Source organism: Microbacterium sp. RU33B, from assembly GCF_900155915.1.
Lineage (GTDB): Bacteria > Actinomycetota > Actinomycetes > Actinomycetales > Microbacteriaceae > Microbacterium.
The window spans coordinates 439,996-460,689 of sequence record NZ_FTPO01000002.1; the positions used below are offsets into that span (position 1 = coordinate 439,996).

Consider the following 20,694-nt stretch of genomic DNA (forward strand, 5'->3'; position numbering starts at 1 on the left):
GGCGGGGGTGTCAGACCGAGACGACGTCGACAGACTCGAGCACGACGGGCTCGATCGGCCGGTCGCCCGGAGCGGTCTTGACGGCGCTGATCGCATCGACGACGGCGCGCGACGCGTCATCGGCCACTTCGCCGAAGATCGTGTGCTTGCCGTTGAGCCACGGGGTGGGGTCGGTCGTGATGAAGAACTGCGAGCCGTTCGTGCCCTCGGCCTTGCCCGTGATGGCGTTGCGGCGGAGGCCGGCGTTGGCCATCGCGAGGAGGTAGGGCTGGGAGAACGTGAGCTCCGGGTGGATCTCGTCGTTGAACGTGTATCCCGGTCCGCCGACGCCCTGACCGAGCGGGTCGCCGCCCTGGATCATGAAGTTGGGGATGATGCGGTGGAAGACGACATCCTTGTAGAGCGGGCCCTCGCCGGGCTTGCCCGTGGCCGGGTCGGTCCAGGCGCCGGTGCCGTCGGCGAGGCCGACGAAGTTCTTCACCGTGAGGGGGGCCTGGTCGCCGAAGAGGTTGACGACGATGTCGCCGTGGTTCGTGTGCAGGGTCGCAACCGCGCTGTGCTGAGGCATACGGCCATTCTCTCAGAGTTCTGTAGGAACTCTCCCGCTCGCGTGTATGTCTGGCAGGATGGAGAGTCCACCGTCACGAGCAGCAGGGAGAGCCCCGTGAGCCTCAGCCGTAAGCGCAAGAAGGAACTCCGCAAACTCCAGAACCAGGCGCAGAAGCTCTGGGAGTCGCAGCAGGTGATCGTGGGTGAAGCCTCGCACGTCGCTCGCGAAGCGAGTCGTCAGCTCGGCAACTACAGCCGCGAGCAGGTCGTCCCCCAGGTCCAGGAGACCTACGGACGCTACGCCGCGCCGTACGTCGACAAGGGCGTGGCCGTGTCGAAGCAGGTCGTGAACAAGGGCATCGTCCCCGCTGCCGGCGCGATCGTCGGTTCGGCTCTGTCGGTATGGGATGCTGCGACCGACACCCGCGAGCGTCTCGCCGCCGGTCGCGCCCCCGCGTCGATCGACTGGTCGGACTTCGCGAAGCGCGCCGAGAAGTACGGCAACGCCGCGTCGAAGAAGATGGCCAAGCGCGTCAACGCCGTCTCGATCCCCGCTCCGAAGAAGAGCATGAGCGCCGGCAGCGTCATCGCCATCGTCCTCGGCATCGCCGCGGCAGCCGGTGTGCTCTACGCGGCCTGGCAGACGCTGCGCGCCGACGATGAGCTCTGGGTCGCCGACGACCCGCTGCGCGCTCCCGACGCGTGACCTCGAACGCAGGACAGGCCTCCGCGACGCAGCGCGTCGCGGAGGCCGCATCCGTTCGCGGGCTCGACATCGAGATCCGCGAGCGGCCCGCAGCGGGCAGTCTCGAGGAGGCCGCTGCGCTCCTCGGCATCCCGGCCGCGGGCATCGTGAAGACGCTCGTCGTCAAGCGCAGTGACGACACCTACCTCTTCGCCCTCGTGCCGGGGGATCGTTCGATCTCCTGGCCGAAGCTGCGCGCCGTCGTCGGCGTCAACAAGCTGCAGCTCCCTGATCCGGAGCGCGCCCTCGCCGCGACGGGATACGAACGGGGCACCATCACACCGGTCGGAAGCACGCACGACTGGCCGCTCTACGCCGACGAGCGCATCGTCGGTGAGCGCGTTGCGATGGGCGCCGGTGCCCACGGGTACAGCCTCTTCGTCGACGCGGACGACCTGATCCGCGCGTACGGCGCCGTCGTCGCCGACATCTCGCAGCCGCTCCCGTAGGACCGCTCCCGCAGGACCGCTCCTAGGCCAGGCCTGCCATGCCCAGGGCGATGTCGACCAGCTTGACCCTCTGGAGGGTCTTCACCTCGGCGAGCGTGAACCACTCGGCACGGTCGGTCGAGCCGCCGAGTTCATTGCGGAGACGGCCACCCGTGACATAGGCCCGGTACACGATGCGCAGCGCGTGCAGCGGATCCGTCGCCTCGGCGATGCGACGGCCGGGCGGGATCACGCGCGAGTGGATGCCGAGCAGGGCGCCGATCGTCACCTTGTACCCCGTCTCCTCGCGCACTTCGCGCTGAGCAGCGCGTTCGGGATCCTCACCCGGTTCGAGACCCCCTCCGGGCATCGTCCACGCGGCTCGTCGGCCCTCGTTCCAATGCGCCAGGAGGATGCGGCCGTCATCGTCGGTGATGACGGCGTAAGCAGCCACCCGCATATCCATGCTTCACCCTAACGAGCGGAGAACCGCGCGTGACGGACCACCGCGCAACCGTGGAGAACTCGGAGAACGGCAGAAGCCGCCCCTCGCGGAGCGGCTTCTTCGTGTGGAGCCTAGGAGATTCGAACTCCTGACATCCTGCTTGCAAAGCAGGCACTCTACCAACTGAGTTAAGGCCCCGTAGTGCGGTGATGTGTGGGGGTACCAGGACTTGAACCTGGGACCTCTTCATTATCAGTGAAGCGCTCTAACCGCCTGAGCTATACCCCCGTCAACCTCCAAGACTTTACCCGATTCGCGGGCAATCTCGAAATCGACGTCAGTTGGAGGTGAAGCCGACGAGCAGGCCTCCCGTGACCTTCACCGCGAGGTTGTAGATGCCGGCGATGACGGCACCCATGACCGTCACGACGATGAGATTGAGGATCGCGACGATGGCTGCGAACGCCATCACCTGGGGCAGGCCCAGGAAGGCGCGGATGGACGCGCCGTCGGTGATCCCCTGGAAGAACTCATCGATCTTGCCGATGAGACCGGTCGTGTCGATGATCAGGTACACGAGGAAGAACGACACGACGGTGACGATCGCGATCGCGACGGCCGCCAGGAACGACAGCTTCACTGCCGACCAGAAGTCGATGTAGACCAGGCGCAGGCGCACCTGCTTCGCGTTCGTCTTGCTCGTCGACTTCTTGGCGAGCTTGTCGGCTACCGTGCTCATGCGTCAGTACTTTCCTCGGGGGTCTCGGGGGAGGACTCGGATCCTTCGACGGACTCGGCCTCGGGGCCGGACTCGGTGGCCGCGGGGGCATCCGGGTCGGTGATCTCGGTGAGCCCACGCTCCCCGTTGCGCGCGATCGCAAGGATGCGATCGTCGTCGTCGGGACGGGCGAACACGACACCCATGGTGTCACGGCCCTTCGCGGGTACCTCGGCCACGGCAGAGCGTACCACCTTGCCGCTGGCAAGAACCACCAAGACCTCGTCGTCCTCGGAGGCGATCAGACCGCCCGCGAGAACCCCTCGATCGTCGTTCAGCTTGGCCACCTTGATGCCGAGGCCGCCGCGTCCCTGCACGCGGTACTCCTCGAGCCGGGTGCGCTTGGCGTAGCCGCCCTCCGTCACGACGAACACGAAACCGTCCTCGGTCGCAACCGAGGCCGACAGCAGACTGTCGCCTTCGCGGAACGACATCCCCTTCACACCCGACGTGGATCGTCCCATCGGACGCAGCGCCTCGTCGGTCGCTTCGAAGCGGAGCGACATGCCGTGGCGGCTGATGAGGAAGATGTCGTCGCCCTCGTCGACGAGGAGCGCGCTCACGAGCTCGTCGATGCCGTCGCCGAGATCGTCGTCGGACTCCTCGCCCTCATCGGATGCCTCGCCGCGCAGCTTGATCGCGATGATCCCGCCCTGACGGTTCGTGTCGTAATCGGTCAGGCGCGTCTTCTTGACCAGGCCGTTGCGGGTTGCGAGCACGAGGTACTGTGCGACCTCGTAGTCGCGGATGTCGAGGATCTGAGCGATCTCCTCACCCGGCTGGAGGGCCAGGAGATTCGCCGCGTGCTGACCCTTGGCGTCGCGCCCTGCTTCGGGCACCTCGTACGCCTTGGTGCGGTACACCCGGCCCTTGTTGGTGAAGAACAGGAGCCAGTGGTGCGTGGTCGTCACGAAGAAGTGCTCGACGACGTCGTCAGCGCGCAGCTGCGCACCCTTGACGCCCTTGCCGCCGCGGTGCTGCTGGCGGTAGTTGTCGCTGCGCGTGCGCTTGATGTAGCCGCCGCGGGTGACGGTGACCACCATCTCCTCTTCGGGGATGAGGTCTTCGATCGACATGTCGCCGTCGAATCCCGGCACGATCGCCGTGCGGCGCTCGTCGCCGAACTTCGCGACGATCTCGGTGAGCTCTTCGGTGATGATCGAGCGCTGGCGCGCCGGTGTCGCGAGGATGTCGTGGTAGTCGGCGATGAGTCGCTCGAGCTCGGCGGCCTGGTCCATGATGCGCTGGCGTTCGAGCGCCGCGAGGCGGCGCAGCTGGAGCGCGAGGATCGCATCGGCCTGCAGCTCGTCGACCTCGAGCAGCTCCATCAGTCCGGTGCGCGCGTCGTCGGCCGTGGGCGAGCGGCGGATGAGGGCGATGACCTCGTCGAGCGCATCGAGCGCCTTGAGGTAGCCGCGCAGGATGTGCATGCGCTTCTCGGCTTCGCGGAGGCGATACGCCGTGCGGCGGACGATGACCTCGATCTGGTGAGTGACCCAGTGCGAGATGAAGCCGTCGAGCGGGAGCGTGCGCGGCACGCCGTCCACGATCGCCAGCATGTTCGCGCCGAAGTTCTCCTGCAGCTGCGTGTGCTTGTACAGGTTGTTGAGCACGACCTTGGCGACGGCGTCGCGCTTGAGCACGATGACCAGGCGCTGGCCGGTGCGACCGGACGTCTCGTCGCGGATGTCGGCGATCCCGGTGATCTTGCCCTCGCGAGCGAGCTCGGCGATCTTGACCGCGAGGTTGTCGGGGTTCACCTGGTAGGGCAGCTCGGTGATCACCAGGCACGTGCGGCCCTGGATCTCCTCCACGGCGACGACCGCGCGCATCTTGATCGACCCGCGCCCCGTGCGGTACGCGTCGGCGATGCCGCGCACCCCGAGGATCTGCGCACCGGTGGGGAAGTCGGGTCCCTTGATGCGCTGCATGAGCGCTTCCAGCAGCTCCTCGCGGGAGGCATCCGGGTTCTCGAGTGCCCAGAGCGCGCCCGCGGCCACTTCGCGCATGTTGTGCGGCGGGATGTTCGTGGCCATGCCGACCGCGATGCCGACCGATCCGTTGACCAGCAGGTTCGGGTACCGCGCCGGCAGGACCGTCGGCTCCTGGGTCTGTCCGTCGTAGTTGTCCTGGAAGTCGACGGTGTCTTCTTCGATGTCGCGCACCATCTCGAGCGCGAGGGGAGCCATCTTCGTCTCGGTGTAGCGCGGGGCGGCCGCGCCCATGTTGCCCGGAGAGCCGAAGTTGCCCTGACCGAGGGCCAGCGGGTAGCGCATGGTCCACGGCTGGACGAGACGCACGAGGGTGTCGTAGATCGCGGTGTCGCCGTGCGGGTGGTACTGACCCATCACCTCGCCGACGACGCGGGCGCACTTGGAGAACGACTTGTCGGGGCGGTATCCGCCGTCGTACATCGCGTACAGCACACGGCGGTGCACGGGCTTGAGTCCATCGCGCACATCGGGTAGCGCGCGCCCGACGATGACCGCCATCGCGTAGTCGAGATAGCTGCGCTGCATCTCTCCCTGGAGATCGACGAGCTCGATGCGGCCGTGGTTGTGGCCGGGGACGTCGGTGGGGTTCTCTTCGTCAGCCATGTCTCTACTTTCGGTCGAAGTGTCGCTTGCTCGGATCGCGGCGGCGATCAGATGTCGAGGAAGCGGACGTCCTTCGCGTTCTTCTGGATGAACTGGCGGCGGGACTCGACGTCTTCGCCCATGAGGGTCGTGAAGATGAGGTCGGCGGCGGCCGCGTCATCGATCGTGACCTGACGGAGCGTGCGGGACTCGGGATTCATCGTCGTCTCCCAGAGCTCCTTGTCGTTCATCTCGCCCAGACCCTTGTAGCGCTGGATCGCATTGTCCTTCGGGATGCGCTTGCCGTTCGCGACGCCGTCGGCCAGCAGTGCGTCGCGCTCGACGTCGCTGTACACGTACTCGTGCGGTGCGTTGGACCACTTGAGGCGGTACAGCGGCGGCATCGCGAGGTACACGTACCCGGCTTCGATGAGTCCGCGCATGTAGCGGAACAGCAGCGTGAGCAGGAGGGTCGTGATGTGCTGGCCGTCGACATCGGCATCCGCCATCAGGACGATCTTGTGATACCGGGCGCGAGCGATGTCGAAGTCCTCGCCGATGCCGGAGCCGAACGCCGCGATCATCGCCTGGATCTCGTTGTTGCCGAGGGCGCGATCGAGTCGGGCGCGCTCCACGTTGAGGATCTTGCCGCGGAGGGCCAGGATCGCCTGCGTGTGCGGGTCGCGGCCCTGGACGGCGGAACCGCCGGCCGAGTCCCCCTCGACGAGGAAGATCTCGCTGATCGAGGGATCCTTCGACGTGCAGTCCTTGAGCTTGTCGGGCATCGACGCGCTCTCGAAGACGCTCTTGCGTCGAGCCGTCTCGCGCGCCTTGCGGGCGGCCATGCGGGCGGTCGCCGCATCGATCGCCTTGCGCACCACGAGCCGGGCCTGCCCCGGGTTGCGCTCGAACCAGTCGCCGAGCTGATCGCCGACGATCTTCTGGACGAACGCCTTCGCCTCGGTGTTGCCGAGCTTCGTCTTGGTCTGACCCTCGAACTGCGGTTCGGAGAGCTTCACCGAGATGACGGCGGTGAGTCCTTCGCGCACGTCGTCACCCGACAGGTTCTCGTCCTTCTCCTTGAGGAGGTTGTTCGCCCGGGCGTACTTGTTGACCAGCGTCGTGAGCGCAGCGCGGAACCCCTCCTCGTGCGTGCCGCCCTCGTGCGTGTTGATGACGTTCGCGTAGGTGAAGACGTTCTCGGTGTAGCTCGTCGTCCACTGCATCGCGACCTCGACCGAGATCTTGCGCACGAGGTCTTCGGACTCGAACTCGATGACCTCGTCGTTGACCACCTCGGCGTGCCGGGTCTTGTTGAGGTACTCGACGTAGTCGACGAGTCCGCGCTCGTAGAGGAACGAGTCGCTCGGCTGCTGCAGGACGAGCGCTCCGTCGACCTCGACCTCGGCCGCCTCGTCGGGTCGCTCGTCGACGAGGTCGATGCGCAGGCCCTTGTTGAGGAAGGCCATCTGCTGGAAGCGGGTGCGGAGCGTGTCGTAGTCGAAGTGCACCGACTCGAAGATCGTGTCGTCGGGCCAGAAGGTGATCGTCGTGCCCGTCTTGTCGCTCTCCTCGCCGCGCTCGAGCGGCGAGACCGGGAAGCCGCCGTTCGTGTAGGTCTGGCGCCAGGCGTACCCCTGACGGTGGACCTCGACGTCGAGGCGCGTGGAGAGGGCGTTGACGACGGACGAGCCGACGCCGTGCAGACCGCCGGAGACGGCGTATCCGCCGCCGCCGAACTTTCCGCCGGCGTGCAGCACGGTGAGGACGACCTCGACGGTGGACTTGCCCTCCGTCTTGTGCATGTCGACCGGGATGCCACGGCCGTTGTCGACGACGCGCACGGCGCCGTCGGGGAGGATCGTCACCAGGATCGTGTCGCAGTAGCCGGCCATGGCCTCGTCGACGGAGTTGTCGACGATCTCCTGCACGAGGTGGTGCAGACCGCGCGGACCCGTGGATCCGATGTACATGCCCGGTCGCTTGCGGACCGCCTCCAGTCCTTCCAGGACCTGGATCTCGTCGGCGCCGTACTCGTGGGGAACCTCCCCAGCGGGTCGCGATTCGGGTTCGGCGGACTCGCTGTCGGGGTTCACGGACGTCATATGCTCGAGCGCTCCAAAAAGTCGGTCGTACTACCTTTCGAGTCTACCTTCTCGAGCCCGTTCTCGGAACATTCTGCGGCCTTCTGAGGCCCTCAAATCGATCGGGAGGGTATCTGACTGGTCTCAGCCGTAGGTATCGCGCGGGCCACGCCCTGGAATCGTTCTAGGACCCCATTTCCACGAGGGAACGTCCGGCCCGATGAAGCGGATGCTCTCGACGCCGGCCGCGGGGAACCTCCGCACGATCTCGGAGAGGATCTGCGCGCGCATGATCTGCAGCTGCTTCGCCCACGCCGTCGAGTCCGCCTGGACCGTGAGGGTTCCGTCGGTGAATGCGACCGGCCGGGTGTGACGCGCGGTGTCTTCGCCGGCGACCTCCTCCCACGAGCGCACGACGTCTTCGCGGGCGAGCTGCGAGTCCCACCCGGACTGCCGGGTGAGGTCTGCCAGCACATCGCCCACTCCTCGCGGATCGCGTCCGGACGTGAACGGCTCGTTCTCATCGGCGGTCTTGCGCTCCCTGCGCTTGCGGCGGAAGGAGCGGGCCGACGGCTCGAGACCCCGGAGCCTCAGATACGTCGCGATCGTCTCGGGCACGTCGTCGGTGCCGGATGCCGAGGAGATGTCACGCATCGGATTCCTCCGTGGCGCTGATCGTGCCGGCTTCCACGCGGACGAGGCGCGCGCGGAGCCCCGTCGGCACGTCTTCCTCGACCGCTGCCGTGACGATGACCTGCTCGTAGTCTCCGGCGAGCGAAGCGAGCCGGGCTCGGCGATCGGTGTCGAGCTCGGCGAACACGTCGTCGAGGATGAGCACGGGGTCACCCAGGCGGGAATCCGCGCGCAGCAGTTCAGCGGACGCGAGTCTCAGGGCGAGGGCCACCGACCACGATTCGCCGTGGGACGCATAGCCCTTCACCGGAAGTCCGCGCACCCGCAGGATCAGATCGTCGCGGTGCGGACCCACCAGCGTCAGACCGCGATCGAGTTCGGCCGACCGGCGCGCGGCCAGCGCCGTGCGGAACCGATCGGCGATGGATGCCTCGTCGCCCGCAGCATCCGGAGCCGTCGGCCGCTGGGAGCCGTCTTCGGGATCGGCGCCGCTGACCGAGAGATCCCACTCGATGCGAGGCTCATGGTCCGCGCCGGCGATCGCCGTGTAGGCCGCGGCCAACGGCTGGGAGAGGTCGGCCGCCAAGGAGAGCCGCGCCTCGATGAGCTCGGTGCCGAGTGCGACGAGCTTGTCGTCCCAGACGTCGAGCGTCGAGAGCGCGTCGCCCCGGATTCCCCGAGCCTTCGCGGATTTCAGCAGCGCCGTGCGCTGCTTGAGCACCCTGTCGTAGTCCGAGAGCACGCCCGCGAACCGGGGCGAGCGCTGGACGAGCAGCTGATCCATGAAACGACGTCTCGACGACGGGTCGCCGCGGACGATCTGCAGATCTTCGGGAGCGAAGAGCACGACCTGTGCATAACGGGGGAGCTCCGCGGTGCGCACGGGCGCCCCGTTGACGCGGGCCTTGTTCGATCCCTGCTTGTTGAGCTGCACTTCGAGCTGCACGCGACGCTCTCCGTGGGCGAGCCGAGCCCGGATGATCGCGGCATCCGCCCCGTCGCGCACCATCGGCGCGTCTTGGGACACGCGATGCGAGCCGAGCGTCGCGAAGAAGGCGATCGCTTCGGCGAGGTTCGTCTTGCCCTGGCCGTTGCGCCCCACGAAGACGTTCGGACCGGAACCGAGCGTCACGTCGGCGACCGCGTAGTTGCGGAAGTCGACCAGACTCAGATGCTCCACGATCACTGGTCAACCTTCCTTCCGGCCTCCGACATGATCAGGCGGCCGAGGTGGCCGTCCCGCTCAGCGGAGGAGGAGATTGGGCTGCAGGAGGTACTTGAACGACTGCTCGCCCGACTTCTCCACCGACGTCTGCGGAGTGATCAGGACGGGACTGAGCTTGTTGGCGTTGTCGCTCGACGTGAACGTGATCCGCACGAACTCGCTCTTCACGGCCGCGAGCGACTCGAGCAGGTACTGCGGATTGAGGCCGAGGGTGACGTCTTCTCCGAGAAGCGTCGCGTCGACCGACTCCGTCGCACGCGCCTGCTCGGTGCCCGACGCGTCCATCGACACGCCTTCGGCCGTGAAGGTGAAGCGCAGCGGCGCGGACCGGTCGAGGACGAGTGCGACACGGCGGACCGCTTCGACGAGCTCGGCGGTGTTGGCCACGGCGTGGTGCTCGGTCTGCTCGGGGAACAGACGGCGGACGGGCGGGAAGTTGCCCTTGATGAGCAGCGAGGTCACGGTCTTGTTGCCGGCGGTGAAGGCGATGATCTCGCGATCGCCCGACCCGGAGAACGCGATCGAGATGTCGCCGCCGTGCGCGAACGTCTTGCCGACCTCGGTGAGCGTGCGGGCGGGGACCAGAGCCGTGGTGGCCTCGTCGGTGGCCGTGGTGCCCGAATCCCAGGGGATGTCGCGCAGTGCGACGCGGTAGCGGTCGGTCGCCACGAGGCTCAGCTTGGTGCCGCTGACCTCGAGCTGCACACCCGTGAGGACGGGTGTGACGTCATCGCGCGACGCGGCGAAGGCGACCTGCGCGATGGCGGTGGCGAAGTCCTCGGCCGGGACGACACCCGAGTCGCCGGAGACCTCGGGGATCGCGGGGTACTCCTGCACCGGCATCGATGCGAGGGTGAATCGCGCGGAACCACAGGACAGCACGATGCCGCCGTCGTCGTCGACCTCGATCTGGATCGGAGCGTTGGGCAGACGGCTGGCGATCTCGGAGAGCAGTCGGCCGTGGACGAGGATGGTGCCCGCCTCGTCGACGGTGGCCTCGATCGTGGTGCGCGCCGATGCCTCGTAGTCGAAGGCGGAGAGAGACAGGCCATCGGCGGATGCCTCGATGAGCACGCCGGCGAGGATGGGCTGCGGATTGCGCTGCGGAAGAAGCTTCACAACGAACGACACGGCCTCGCTGAACACATCGCGATTGACGTGGAACTTCACGAATGCTCCCTCGACTACTGGCTGGGTTCCCCATGCTAGTGCCCGCCCGCTTCGAAGCGAATGCGCCAGGTGTTTCGCACTGCTTCCCGTAGAGGTGATCGGATCGGATTGATCAAAGAAGAATTCTTGTCATGGTGTTAACCGCTGTGGAAACTGGGGACAACTCCGGCGATCCCTGCCGACGCATGGGAACTACACGCGTGTGAGATGTGGAATCGCCGTGGTGAACACATCCGGTCGGGTTGTGGACACATCGTCGCGATCCCTGCGTCATCCACAGCTCTGCACAGCCTGAGTGCTCGCTGCACGGGTTATCCACAAGTTATCCACACTGTGAAGAACGCACATGATGGTGTCGTTCTCGACGCGCGTCAAGCACTTTTCGAGGAATATGACGGCGCAGGTCATGTTCCTCGCGGCATCCGCGGCAGGGCCGGAGGATCAGCGGCCGGCGCGGCCGAGCTGCGTGGTGATCTCTGAGACCTGGTTGTAGATCGAGCGCCGCTCTTTCATGAGGTCGCTGATCTTCTTGTACGCGTACATCACCGTCGTGTGGTCGCGATTGCCGAACAGCTGGCCGATCTTCGGCAGCGACAGGCTCGTGCGCTCGCGGCACAGGTACATCGCGATCTGACGCGCGGTGGCGACGGCCTGCGACCGGCTCGAACCGTAGAGGTCGTCGACGGACAGCTTGAAGTAGGCCGCGGTCGCGGTGATGATGTCGGTCGGCGAGATCACGTTGGCGTCGTCCTGGTCCACGATGTCGCGCAGCACGGTCTGAGCGAGCGACATGTCGAGAGTCGAGCGATTGAGGCTCGCGAACGCCGAGACCCGGATGAGGGCGCCCTCGAGTTCGCGGATGTTCGACGACACGACGGTGGCGATGTACTCCATCACCTCGTCGGGAATGTGGAGACGTTCGCTCTGCGCCTTCTTGCGGAGGATCGCGATGCGCGTCTCGAGGTCGGGTGCCTGGACGTCGGTGATCAGACCCCACTCGAACCGGCTGCGCATGCGGTCTTCGAAGCCCGTGAGGTGCTTCGGCGGGACATCGCTCGTGATCACGACCTGCTTGTCGTGGTCGTGGAGGGTGTTGAACGTGTGGAAGAAGGCTTCCTGGGTCTCGGCGCGTCCCTGGAGGAACTGGATGTCGTCGATCAGGAGGATGTCGACGTCGCGGTAGCGCGCCTGGAAGGCCGAGCCGCGGTTGTTCGCGATCGAGTTGATGAAGTCGTTCGTGAACTCCTCGCTCGAGACATAGCGGACGCGGATGCCGGAATACAGGCTCATCGCGTAATCGCCGATGGCGTGCAGGAGGTGGGTCTTGCCGAGCCCGGAGTCTCCGTAGATGAACAGCGGGTTGTAGGCCTTCGCCGGCGCCTCTGCGACGGCGACGGCCGCCGCGTGCGCGAAGCGGTTGGACTGCCCGATGACGAAGTTGTCGAACGTGTACTTCGGGTTCAGTCGCGTGTCGCTGCGCGTGGCGACAGGCTCCGCCACCTCTTCGAGCGGAGCGCGCGCGACGCTGACGGGCATCGACTCCTGCACCGTGATCGGCGCGGTGAGCTGGGCGTCGGCCAGATCGGGATTGACCACGACGCGGAACGTGGACACCTCGCCGTCGACGGCGGCACGGGTGATGGCCTCCATGATCGGCGTCCGCATGCGCTTGTTGATCTGCGCGGCGGTGAGATCGTTCGGCACATCGAGGTAGAGCGTGCCGCTCATGATGCCCTGAGGCACGGCGAGATTGAGGAAGCCCTGCATCTGCGGGGTCACGCGATCGTCGGAGGAGAGCTCCTCCAGCACGGCTGCCCAGATCGGCACGTCTGGAATCTCGTGCGGTGACATGTCCCCCCCGGGGTGTGATGATGCGCCTCAGGTCTGCGGGTCGCCGGAGGATGCCTCACGTCCAGCCTGTGGATAACTGCCGGAGAGCCACGCTAGTCAGCAGGCCTTCCGGGAGCAAACTCCACTGTAGGCGCGCGCCGCGTGTCGGTGCCACGGGTGTACGTTCGCATTGTGGATAATGCCCGCCCGGGCTCTCAGTTTGAGTTCTGGCACATTCGGACGTACCCTAAATCGGTTGACTTATGCCTTCTGGCAGTCCCTGTAGCCGTGTCCCCGGTCTGAGCGTTCGGGTGACCCCCCGATCCGGAGTGATCTCATGAGCAAGCGCACGTTCCAGCCCAACAACCGCCGCCGCGCCAAGAAGCACGGCTTCCGCGCCCGCATGCACACGCGTGCCGGTCGTGCGATCCTCTCGGCCCGTCGTGCCAAGGGCCGCACCGAGCTCTCGGCCTGACCCGAGCGGTGCTCGCGAGGCCGAACCGGCTCACCCGCGGAGCGGAATACAAGGCCGTCGTCCGTCGGGGCCGTCGGTGTGCCGCCGCGCACACCGTGACGTACGTCCTCGCATCCGATGATCCCCGCGCGCCGCGGTTCGGCTTCATCGTGAACAAGCAGGTGGGGTCGGCCGTCGTGCGCAACACCGTGCGCCGGCGACTCAAGGCCGTCTGCGCCGAGGCGCTTCCGACGCTGCGGCCTGGTGCCGACATCGTGATCCGGGCTCTGCCCGAGACGGCCACGCTTCCCTTCGGAGAGCTCCGCGACGAAGTGTCCCGCTGTCTGCAGCGGAGGGCGGCGTGAGTTCCGCCACGCTTCCCGTGTCTGCGACCGGGAACGGCCACCTCGAAACGTCGTCATTGCTGCGGTCGATGCCTCTGCTCCCGCGCAATGCGGTGCTCGCCCTCCTGCACGGCTACCGCGCGACGATCTCCCATACGTACGGAGATGTCTGCAAGTACTACCCCTCCTGCTCTGCGTACTCCGTCACGGCGGTGCAGCAGCACGGCGCGGTGAAGGGTGCGGTGCTCACGGCGGCGCGCCTCGCGCGCTGCCACCCCTGGGCGAAGGGCGGCATCGACGATGTGCGCCCCCACAGGAACTTCCGTCACGACCTCACCCCGCACGGGTTCGTCGTGCCCATGAGAAAGGACTGATCCTTGCTGGATCTCCTCGCCACCGCCACACCTTCCCCCACGCCGGCCGCGGGCGGAGGTGGCTTCGATCTCTTCGGCATCATCCTGTGGCCTCTCAAGTGGCTGGTCGAGCTCGTGCTCGTCGCCTGGCACTGGCTCTTCACCGCGATCGGCATGGGCGAGGCCGAGGGCATCACGTGGGTGCTGTCGATCGTCGGCCTCGTCATCGTCGTGCGCACGGCCCTTATCCCGCTGTTCGTGCGGCAGATCAAGAGCCAGCGCAAGATGATGGAAATCCAGCCTGAACTGCGGAAAGTCCAGGAGAAGTACAAAGGCAAGCGCGATCAGCTCTCCCGCGAGGCCATGAGTCGCGAGACGATGGCCCTGTACAAGAAGCACGGCACGACGCCGGTCTCGAGCTGCCTGCCGCTGCTCGTTCAGATGCCTGTCTTCTTCTCCCTCTTCAGTGTGCTCAGCGACGTCAAGAAGCACGCCGAGAGCGGCATCGGCGGTGTCGGTCTGCTGAGTCCCGAGCTGACCAAGCAGTTCTACGACGCCAAGCTGTTCGGGATCGCATCGCTGCACGAGACGCTGATCGACGCGGTCAACTCCTCCAACACGACGGCCGTCATCATCTTGGTCGTTCTCGTCGTCCTGATGATCGCATCGCAGTTCTACACGCAGCTCCAGATCATCTCGAAGAACCTCTCCCCCGAGGCCAAGACCGGCCAGGCGTACCAGATGCAGAAGATCATGCTCTACGTACTGCCCCTCGGCTTCATCTTCTCGGGCGTCTTCTTCCCGCTCGGCGTCGTCATCTACTGGTTCGTGTCGAACCTGTGGACGATGGGGCAGCAGTTCCTCGTCATCCGCGAGATGCCCACCCCGGGTTCGGACGCGGCGAAGGCGCGGGAGGAGCGTCTCGCACGCAAGGGCAAGGCCCTGGATTCGTCGGGCAAGGTCGTGCCGATGGAGAAGTACCAGGCCGAGCAGCAGCGTCTGTTCGAAGAGGCTGAGAAGGCCCGGGCCGCGGCACCGAAGCGCCAGCAGCCGGTCAGCAAGCAGCGTGCCAAGAAGCAGGGTCAGAAGCCCGGCTCCGGCGCTCCCGGCAACACCCAGGGCAAGAAGCCGGATGCCTCGCCGTCCGGATCGACCCCCTCCTGACCAACGACTCCCGTCATCTGAGGAACTCATGACCGACACCATCACCGACTCGGCCTCCGCTGAGCGCACTCCCCCGACCGTCGCTCAGCTCGAGCAGGAGGGCGACGTCGCAGCGGACTACCTCGAGGAGCTCCTCGACATCGCCGATATCGATGGCGACCTCGCGCTGGATGTGCGCTCCGGACGCGCCTATGTCTCCATCGAGGCCCCCGAGGGCGGCTCGGTCGCGCGCCTCGCCGATCCCGAGACCGTTCAGGCGCTCCAGGAGCTCACCCGAATCGCGGTGCAGAACAGCACCGGGCGCTTCTCACGTCTCATCCTTGATGTCGGCGGCTCACGCGACACGCGTCAGCAGGAGCTGGCCCAGCTCGTCGATCGCGCGATCGCGCGCCTCGATGAAGGTGCCACGCAGGCGTCGCTGCCCGCCATGTCGAGCTACGAGCGGAAGCTCGTGCACGATGTCGTGGCAGAGCGCGGCTTCGTCTCGGAGTCGTACGGCGAAGGCGCCGACCGGCACACGGTCATTCGCCGCGCCTGATCCCGATTCACGTGAAACATCCATGACCTCCCTGATCGAGATCGAGCCGGAGCCGGCAGCGGCCGCGGTGATCTTCGGCGACCGGATCGAGCCGGCTCGGGCCTTCGCGGATGCGCTCGGGCGGTTCGGTGAGGAACGAGGCCTCATCGGTCCGCTCGAGCCCGCACGCCTCTGGTCGCGCCACATCCTCAACAGCGCCGTGGTCGCCCCCCTGTTCACGGGACGCGTCGGAGACGTCGGATCGGGGGCGGGATTGCCCGGCCTCGTACTCGCGATCGCCCGACCAGACGTCGAGTGGGTGCTGATCGAGCCGATGGAACGGCGGGTGGCCTGGTTGAACGAGCAGGTCTCGGAGCTCGGCCTCGACAACGTCGTCGTTCTGCGCGCGCGCGCGGAGGAATGGAAGGCCGGCCCGTCGCTGGATGCGGTGACCGCCCGTGCCGTGAGCGCGCTGCGGACCTTGGTGCCGGTGACGGCTCCCCTGGTCCGAGATGGCGGAGAACTCATTCTCCTGAAGGGCGCGAGCGTCGAGGCGGAGATCGACACCGCTGCGAAGCAGTTGAAGCGCCATCGCGTGACCGATGCCCGCGTCGAGGTCGTGGGCGCCCACCTGCTCGACGAGCCCACCCGCGTGTTCCGCGGGACGGTACGCGCCGCGCACTGACGTTTCACGTGAATCACCTTCGCGCCGTTCGTCGTCCGGCGGTCGCGGCGTGGGACGAACTCCTTCGTTTCACGTGAAACATCGCGGCGTCGTGGCGTCGCCGTCGCCGCCGTCAGTGGAGATGCCGACAGTGCAGCACCAGAGGCGCTGCGCAGTGAGGTGATTCCTCCGCTGACTCTCTCGACGTCGGATATCGGGTCTTGAGCGCACTACGCGGGACCCAGACCTGTGAACTCGGCTCCACGCCGCACGCCGGTCTGCGTGGTTCATCGCTGCGTTTCACGTGAAACATCTGGTTGTCAACGCCGTGCTCCCTTCACGCACACACGGATGGCTCGACCGCACACCTGACAAGGGCTCGAGGCTCAAACTGGTGCTTTCTCGCGGACTGACACTCCTCGTCGCGCCGGTCGGATCCTGCGAGACCACCTCCCGCGGAATACCGAGCATTCTGCGCACTGATGCCGCGAGCACCGATGGGGTCGTCGGCCGTGGGTGAGGTGGGGCGTGGGGCGATCGCGCCTGCTCTCCTGCGGAGGCAGAGGTACGCGTGGTGTCTTCACGTGAAGCACTCGGCGAGGCCGCGGGGCTGCGACGTCTCACCAGAAACACACCCCGCGCCGCGCGCGGTCGGCGCGACCACCGCACTTGCCTGAGAGACCTCTTCTTGCGTGGGCCGCGCGGCGCCCAGCGCATATCTCGACCCGGTGCGCTTTGCGTGGCCGCTCTGTGTCCACGCGAAACACGCCTTGGGGGTGTGCTTGACTTCGCTACGCGCATTCTGCCTCTCGCGAGCATCGCTTCGGCCAGGGCCAGTCCTCCCCGAGAGCGAGCGGCCTTCACCTCGTCGCCACTGTGTCCCATGGCAGGTGGGGCCGTGAACGAATCGCGGGGGTACCGGCTGCGGGGGCCGGTGTTTCACGTGAAACATGCGTCGTACCGCCTGCTCGCGGAAGCGAGCGCCGTGGTGGTTCCCACCGCTTTCTCGCGGCTGAACGGCTCCCGGCGCCTGGCCGTTGCTGAGCTCACTCTGGGTTACGTCAGCGTCCTTCACTGCGGCACACTCGCTCCACGCTCCACGTGGCGCCAGCCTCACGTCTGCTCAGCACGGCTCCGTGATTGTGTCATGGCACAACCGCACCCCGTCGCCGCCAGGTCTCCGCGTCGCGGCGAAGGAATGTTTCACGTGAAACACACCGCACCCGACACTCCACGGCGAGATCACCGACGGGATAGGCCGCCCCGGCGGGCGGGCGCGCTTATCACCGCGCGTCGCGGTTCGACGCCAGTCACATCGTGCGTTTCACGTGAAACACCCCCGCACCGGTTTCCGAACCCTGATGTTCCACGTGAAACAACGCCGAACGGGGAAGTGGGCGTCGGAGCGAGCGCATAGAGTGGAACACGCTCGTCGCACGCTTTCGGAAGGAACCAGGACACGTGACTCACCCCGAGGAATCCCCAGCCTCGGCACCTTTCTCCCTGGACGACAGCCCGATCATGCGCGAACTCGCTGATCTCACGGCGCGCCGCAAGGTTCTCGACGGTGTCGACCTGACTTTCTCGGGCAAGACCCGCGTGTTCACGGTGTCGAACCAGAAGGGCGGCGTGGGAAAGACGACGACCACCGTCAACGTCGCCGCAGCGCTGGCATCGGTCGGCGCTCGCGTCCTCGTGATCGATCTCGATCCGCAGGGCAACGCCTCCACAGCGCTGGGAGTGCCGCACACGGCGGACATCCCCAGCGTCTACGACGTGCTGATCGACGAGTTCCCGCTGGCGGACATCATCCAGGTCAGCCCGGAATCCCCCAACCTCCTCTGTGCTCCGAGCACGATCCATCTGGCGGGCGCCGAGATCGAGCTCGTATCGCAGGTCGCGCGCGAGCACCGGCTGAAGACGGCGCTCGACGACTATCTCGCGACTCACCCCGAGCACCTCGACTTCGTGCTGATCGACTGCCCACCGTCGCTGGGACTCCTGACGATCAACGCCTTCACTGCCGCGAATGAGCTCATGATCCCGATCCAGTGCGAGTACTACGCGCTGGAAGGCCTCAGCCAGCTGCTCGGAACGGTGCGGATGATCCAGAAGCACCTGAACCCGACACTTCATCTCTCGACGATCCTGCTGACGATGTACGACGGGCGCACACGCCTCGCGCAGCAGGTCGCGGAGGAGGTGCGCCAGCATTTCCCGGCAGAGGTGCTCAAGACCGTGATCCCGCGCTCCGTGCGCGTGTCGGAGGCGCCGAGTTTCGGGCAGACGGTGATCGCGTACGACGGACAGTCGGCCGGCGCGGTCGCCTACCGGGAAGCCGCCGTGGAGCTCGCTCGCCGAGCCGCCGCCGGTCCAGATACATCGGAACCCGAGCCGACGCAGGCTCAGGCATCCGCCACAGAAAGCGAAGGGGTCTCCTGATGGCCAAGCGAACGGGTCTCGGCCGGGGAATCGGCGCGCTGATCCCCACCAGCGACACATCCACCGAGGCGCGCCCCGTCGACGTCTTCTTCCCCGGGGCTCCGACGCCCGAGGCTGCCGAGGAGAGTGCCGCACCGGAGACCGTCGCCGATGCGCCCGAGGATGTCGTCGAGCTGCTGGAGGTTCCCGGAGCGCGTCTCGTGCACCTGGACCCCCACGCGATCGTGCCGAACCCGCGTCAGCCCCGCTCGGTGTTCGACGCCGACGATCTGGCCGAACTGGTGCACAGCGTGCGCGAGTTCGGCGTGCTCCAGCCCGTCGTGGTCCGTGACACGGGAGACGGCACCTACGAGCTCATCATGGGGGAGCGGCGCACGCGCGCCGCTCGCGAAGCAGGACTCGAATCGATCCCCGCCGTCGTCCGCGACACGGCGGACGAGTTCCTGCTGCGCGACGCGCTCCTGGAGAACCTGCACCGCTCGCAGCTGAATCCGCTCGAGGAGGCCTCGGCATACCAGCAGCTTCTGGAGGACTTCGGCATCACGCAGGAGGAGCTCGCCACTCGCATCGGCCGATCGCGCCCGCAGATCAGCAACACGATCCGCCTTCTCAAGCTCCCGGTCCCGGTGCAGCAGCGCGTGGCGGCCGGCGTCCTGACGGCCGGCCACGCGCGTGCGATCCTGGCGCTCGACGAGGTCGAGGCGATGCAGCGCCTCGCCGACAAGATCGTGAACGAAGATCTGTCGGTTCGGGCGGCGGAGGCAGCGGCCAAGGCGCCGGATGCCGGAGCCCGCCGCACCGTGAAGCCGCAGGCCGGCGCGCGCCGCGCGCACCTCGACGAGGTCGCCGAACGACTCGGGGATCGGCTCAACACGCGCGTGAAGATCACTCTGGGCGCAAGAAAAGGCCAGGTCGTGATCGATTTCGCCACCATTCAGGATCTCAACCGCATCCTCGAGGAAGTTGGCGAGTCGGGTTACGGCTCCGCCTGACCGAACCCGGAGATCTGCTCGGCGCGACGCCGGAGCGCGGTCGCCTCGGCGCGGTTTCCCGGAAGCTCGGCGGCGGCCAGGAAGGCCGCGACCGCGGCATCCGGATGCCCCGACCGCTCCAGCAGTTCCGCCCGGACAGCCTGAAAGGGTCGGAAGCCGCGGAGTTCGGGCTCCAGCTCGGAGACGATCTCGAGCGCGCGTTCCGGTCCGTCGACCATCGCCACCGCCACCGCGCGGTTGAGCGTGATCACCGGTGACGGGGCGAGGGCGGCCAGAGCGTCGTAGAGCGCGACGATGCGCGGCCAATCCGTGGCTTCGATCGACGGCGCGAGAGCATGGCACTGCGCCACCGCCGCCTGCAGCCCGTAGTACCCCAGACCGCGCCCGAACGACTGGGCCTTCGCGAGTGCAGAGTCACCGCGGCCGATCGCCGCGCGATCCCACCGTGCGCGGTCCTGGTCGGCGAGCATGACGGGGATGCCCTCGGCATCCACGCGCGTCGCGAACCGCGAGGACTGGAACTCCATGAGGGCGATGAGGGCGTGCACCTCGGGTTCACGCGGGGCGAGAGCCGCGGTCCGACGGGCGAGTCGAACGGCCTCGCGGGCCACGTCCGGCCGGAGGGGTCGTTCGACGTCGGCGGCGGAGTAGCCCTCCGTGAAGAGCAGGTACACGACCTGGAGCACGCTCGCGAGCCGTGCGGGACGCTCTGCGCGATCCGGGACCTCGAACGGGATCGCCGCGTCGGCGAGGGCGCGCTTGGCGCGCACGATGCGCTGCTGCACCGCGGGGACGCCCATGAGCAGCATCCGCGCGATCTGCTCGGTCGTGAGACCTCCCACGGTGCGCAAGGTCAGCGCGAGGCGCGCCGGAGCCGGCAGCACCGGGTGGCACGCGACGAACAGGAGCCGCAGGACGTCGTCGTCGATCGCATCGGGGTCACCGGCGCTCTCGACGGGATGCTCCCGCTCGTCGAGCCGCAGATCGTGGGCCAACAGCCCTTCGCGTGCCTCGAGCCGCTCGCGGCGCCGCCATCCGTCGATCGCCCGGCGCTTGGCGACGGAGAGCAGCCAGGCGCCCGGAGAGTCGGGGATGCCCGTCGACGGCCAGGCCGCCAGGGCTTCGACGAGCGCCTCCTGCGCAAGATCCTCCGCCCACGCGAAGTCGCCCGTATAGCGGGTCAGCGCGGCCACGATGCGCGCGGACTCGGTTCGCCAGACGATCTCGGTGGCCCGGATCGCACCGGCGGACGAGGCCTGACCGGATCCCGGATCCGAGCCCGCGGTCATCGGGCCACCTCG

General features: G+C 67.1%; 20 protein-coding genes and 2 tRNA genes. 10 read left to right on the forward strand and 12 right to left on the reverse strand.

Annotation, left to right across the window (positions count from 1 at the left end; all coding sequences use genetic code 11):
• Window positions 1–10: 10 nt before the first annotated feature.
• On the reverse strand, window positions 11–568 hold the full coding sequence (locus B0B14_RS11670) for a peptidylprolyl isomerase (protein ID WP_076681988.1): 558 nt from the start codon (window positions 566–568) through the stop codon (window positions 11–13).
• A gap of 96 nt (window positions 569–664) precedes the next feature.
• Between B0B14_RS11670 and B0B14_RS11675 the strand changes: the two genes are divergently transcribed.
• A complete protein-coding gene (locus tag B0B14_RS11675; RefSeq protein ID WP_076681990.1) occupies window positions 665–1,255 on the forward strand; it encodes a DNA helicase in 591 nt (196 codons plus the stop codon).
• 68 nt (window positions 1,256–1,323) lie between these two features.
• Window positions 1,324–1,743: an aminoacyl-tRNA deacylase gene (locus tag B0B14_RS11680; protein WP_076682706.1), complete on the forward strand. Its 420-nt coding sequence runs from the start codon at window positions 1,324–1,326 to the stop codon at window positions 1,741–1,743.
• Between the two features lie 22 nt (window positions 1,744–1,765).
• Here B0B14_RS11680 and B0B14_RS11685 read toward each other — a convergent pair whose 3' ends face one another.
• The 10 genes from B0B14_RS11685 to dnaA form a co-directional block, all read right to left on the reverse strand.
• Complete coding sequence (locus B0B14_RS11685) at window positions 1,766–2,188, reverse strand: NUDIX hydrolase (protein WP_076681992.1); 423 nt, start codon at window positions 2,186–2,188, stop codon at window positions 1,766–1,768.
• A 104-nt stretch (window positions 2,189–2,292) separates the two neighbouring features.
• Window positions 2,293–2,365, reverse strand: a tRNA-Ala gene (locus B0B14_RS11690).
• A 16-nt stretch (window positions 2,366–2,381) separates the two neighbouring features.
• A tRNA-Ile gene (locus tag B0B14_RS11695) sits at window positions 2,382–2,455 on the reverse strand.
• 49 nt (window positions 2,456–2,504) lie between these two features.
• Entirely contained in the window at window positions 2,505–2,906 is a 402-nt protein-coding gene (locus B0B14_RS11700; protein WP_076681994.1) for a DUF3566 domain-containing protein, read from the reverse strand.
• On the reverse strand, window positions 2,903–5,542 hold the full coding sequence (gene gyrA, locus B0B14_RS11705; protein WP_076681996.1) for a DNA gyrase subunit A: 2,640 nt from the start codon (window positions 5,540–5,542) through the stop codon (window positions 2,903–2,905). The genes B0B14_RS11700 and gyrA overlap by 4 nt, the downstream gene beginning before the upstream one ends.
• 47 nt (window positions 5,543–5,589) lie before the next feature.
• Entirely contained in the window at window positions 5,590–7,626 is a 2,037-nt protein-coding gene (gyrB, locus tag B0B14_RS11710; protein ID WP_076681998.1) for a DNA topoisomerase (ATP-hydrolyzing) subunit B, read from the reverse strand.
• Window positions 7,627–7,749: 123 nt separating this feature from the next.
• On the reverse strand, window positions 7,750–8,259 hold the full coding sequence (locus B0B14_RS11715) for a DciA family protein (RefSeq protein WP_076682000.1): 510 nt from the start codon (window positions 8,257–8,259) through the stop codon (window positions 7,750–7,752).
• Window positions 8,252–9,424, reverse strand: coding sequence for a DNA replication/repair protein RecF (gene recF, locus B0B14_RS11720; protein WP_076682002.1), 1,173 nt, complete (start codon window positions 9,422–9,424; stop codon window positions 8,252–8,254). The genes B0B14_RS11715 and recF overlap by 8 nt, the downstream gene beginning before the upstream one ends.
• A 57-nt stretch (window positions 9,425–9,481) precedes the next feature.
• The gene (gene dnaN, locus B0B14_RS11725) at window positions 9,482–10,633 is read right to left on the reverse strand and encodes a DNA polymerase III subunit beta (RefSeq protein WP_076682004.1); all 1,152 of its coding nucleotides are present in this window, start codon (window positions 10,631–10,633) and stop codon (window positions 9,482–9,484) included.
• A gap of 441 nt (window positions 10,634–11,074) precedes the next feature.
• Window positions 11,075–12,484: a chromosomal replication initiator protein DnaA gene (gene dnaA / locus B0B14_RS11730; RefSeq protein WP_076682006.1), complete on the reverse strand. Its 1,410-nt coding sequence runs from the start codon at window positions 12,482–12,484 to the stop codon at window positions 11,075–11,077.
• Window positions 12,485–12,800: 316 nt separating this feature from the next.
• Between dnaA and rpmH the strand changes: the two genes are divergently transcribed.
• From rpmH to B0B14_RS11770, 8 genes are all read left to right on the forward strand, one after another.
• Window positions 12,801–12,938 carry a 50S ribosomal protein L34 gene (gene rpmH, locus B0B14_RS11735; protein WP_026302947.1) on the forward strand — a complete coding sequence of 46 codons (138 nt, stop codon included), beginning with the start codon at window positions 12,801–12,803 and terminating at the stop codon, window positions 12,936–12,938.
• A gap of 8 nt (window positions 12,939–12,946) precedes the next feature.
• A complete protein-coding gene (rnpA, locus tag B0B14_RS11740; RefSeq protein ID WP_076682008.1) occupies window positions 12,947–13,282 on the forward strand; it encodes a ribonuclease P protein component in 336 nt (111 codons plus the stop codon).
• Window positions 13,279–13,635, forward strand: coding sequence for a membrane protein insertion efficiency factor YidD (yidD, locus tag B0B14_RS11745; protein WP_076682010.1), 357 nt, complete (start codon window positions 13,279–13,281; stop codon window positions 13,633–13,635). Before rnpA ends, yidD begins: the two co-directional genes overlap by 4 nt.
• A gap of 6 nt (window positions 13,636–13,641) precedes the next feature.
• Window positions 13,642–14,778 (forward strand): membrane protein insertase YidC, encoded by a 1,137-nt coding sequence (gene yidC, locus B0B14_RS11750; protein WP_143733727.1) that lies wholly within the window; start codon window positions 13,642–13,644, stop codon window positions 14,776–14,778.
• A 28-nt stretch (window positions 14,779–14,806) separates the two neighbouring features.
• Entirely contained in the window at window positions 14,807–15,316 is a 510-nt protein-coding gene (locus B0B14_RS11755; protein ID WP_076682014.1) for a Jag family protein, read from the forward strand.
• Between the two features lie 22 nt (window positions 15,317–15,338).
• Window positions 15,339–15,980, forward strand: coding sequence for a 16S rRNA (guanine(527)-N(7))-methyltransferase RsmG (rsmG, locus tag B0B14_RS11760; RefSeq protein ID WP_076682016.1), 642 nt, complete (start codon window positions 15,339–15,341; stop codon window positions 15,978–15,980).
• A gap of 1,500 nt (window positions 15,981–17,480) precedes the next feature.
• Window positions 17,481–18,401 (forward strand): ParA family protein, encoded by a 921-nt coding sequence (locus B0B14_RS11765; protein WP_083710570.1) that lies wholly within the window; start codon window positions 17,481–17,483, stop codon window positions 18,399–18,401.
• Window positions 18,401–19,393, forward strand: coding sequence for a ParB/RepB/Spo0J family partition protein (locus tag B0B14_RS11770; protein ID WP_076682018.1), 993 nt, complete (start codon window positions 18,401–18,403; stop codon window positions 19,391–19,393). Before B0B14_RS11765 ends, B0B14_RS11770 begins: the two co-directional genes overlap by 1 nt.
• Here B0B14_RS11770 and B0B14_RS11775 read toward each other — a convergent pair.
• Window positions 19,378–20,682, reverse strand: a complete 1,305-nt coding sequence (locus tag B0B14_RS11775) for an RNA polymerase sigma factor (protein ID WP_076682019.1) — start codon at window positions 20,680–20,682, stop codon at window positions 19,378–19,380. The genes B0B14_RS11770 and B0B14_RS11775 overlap by 16 nt on opposite strands.
• Window positions 20,683–20,694 lie beyond the last annotated feature (12 nt).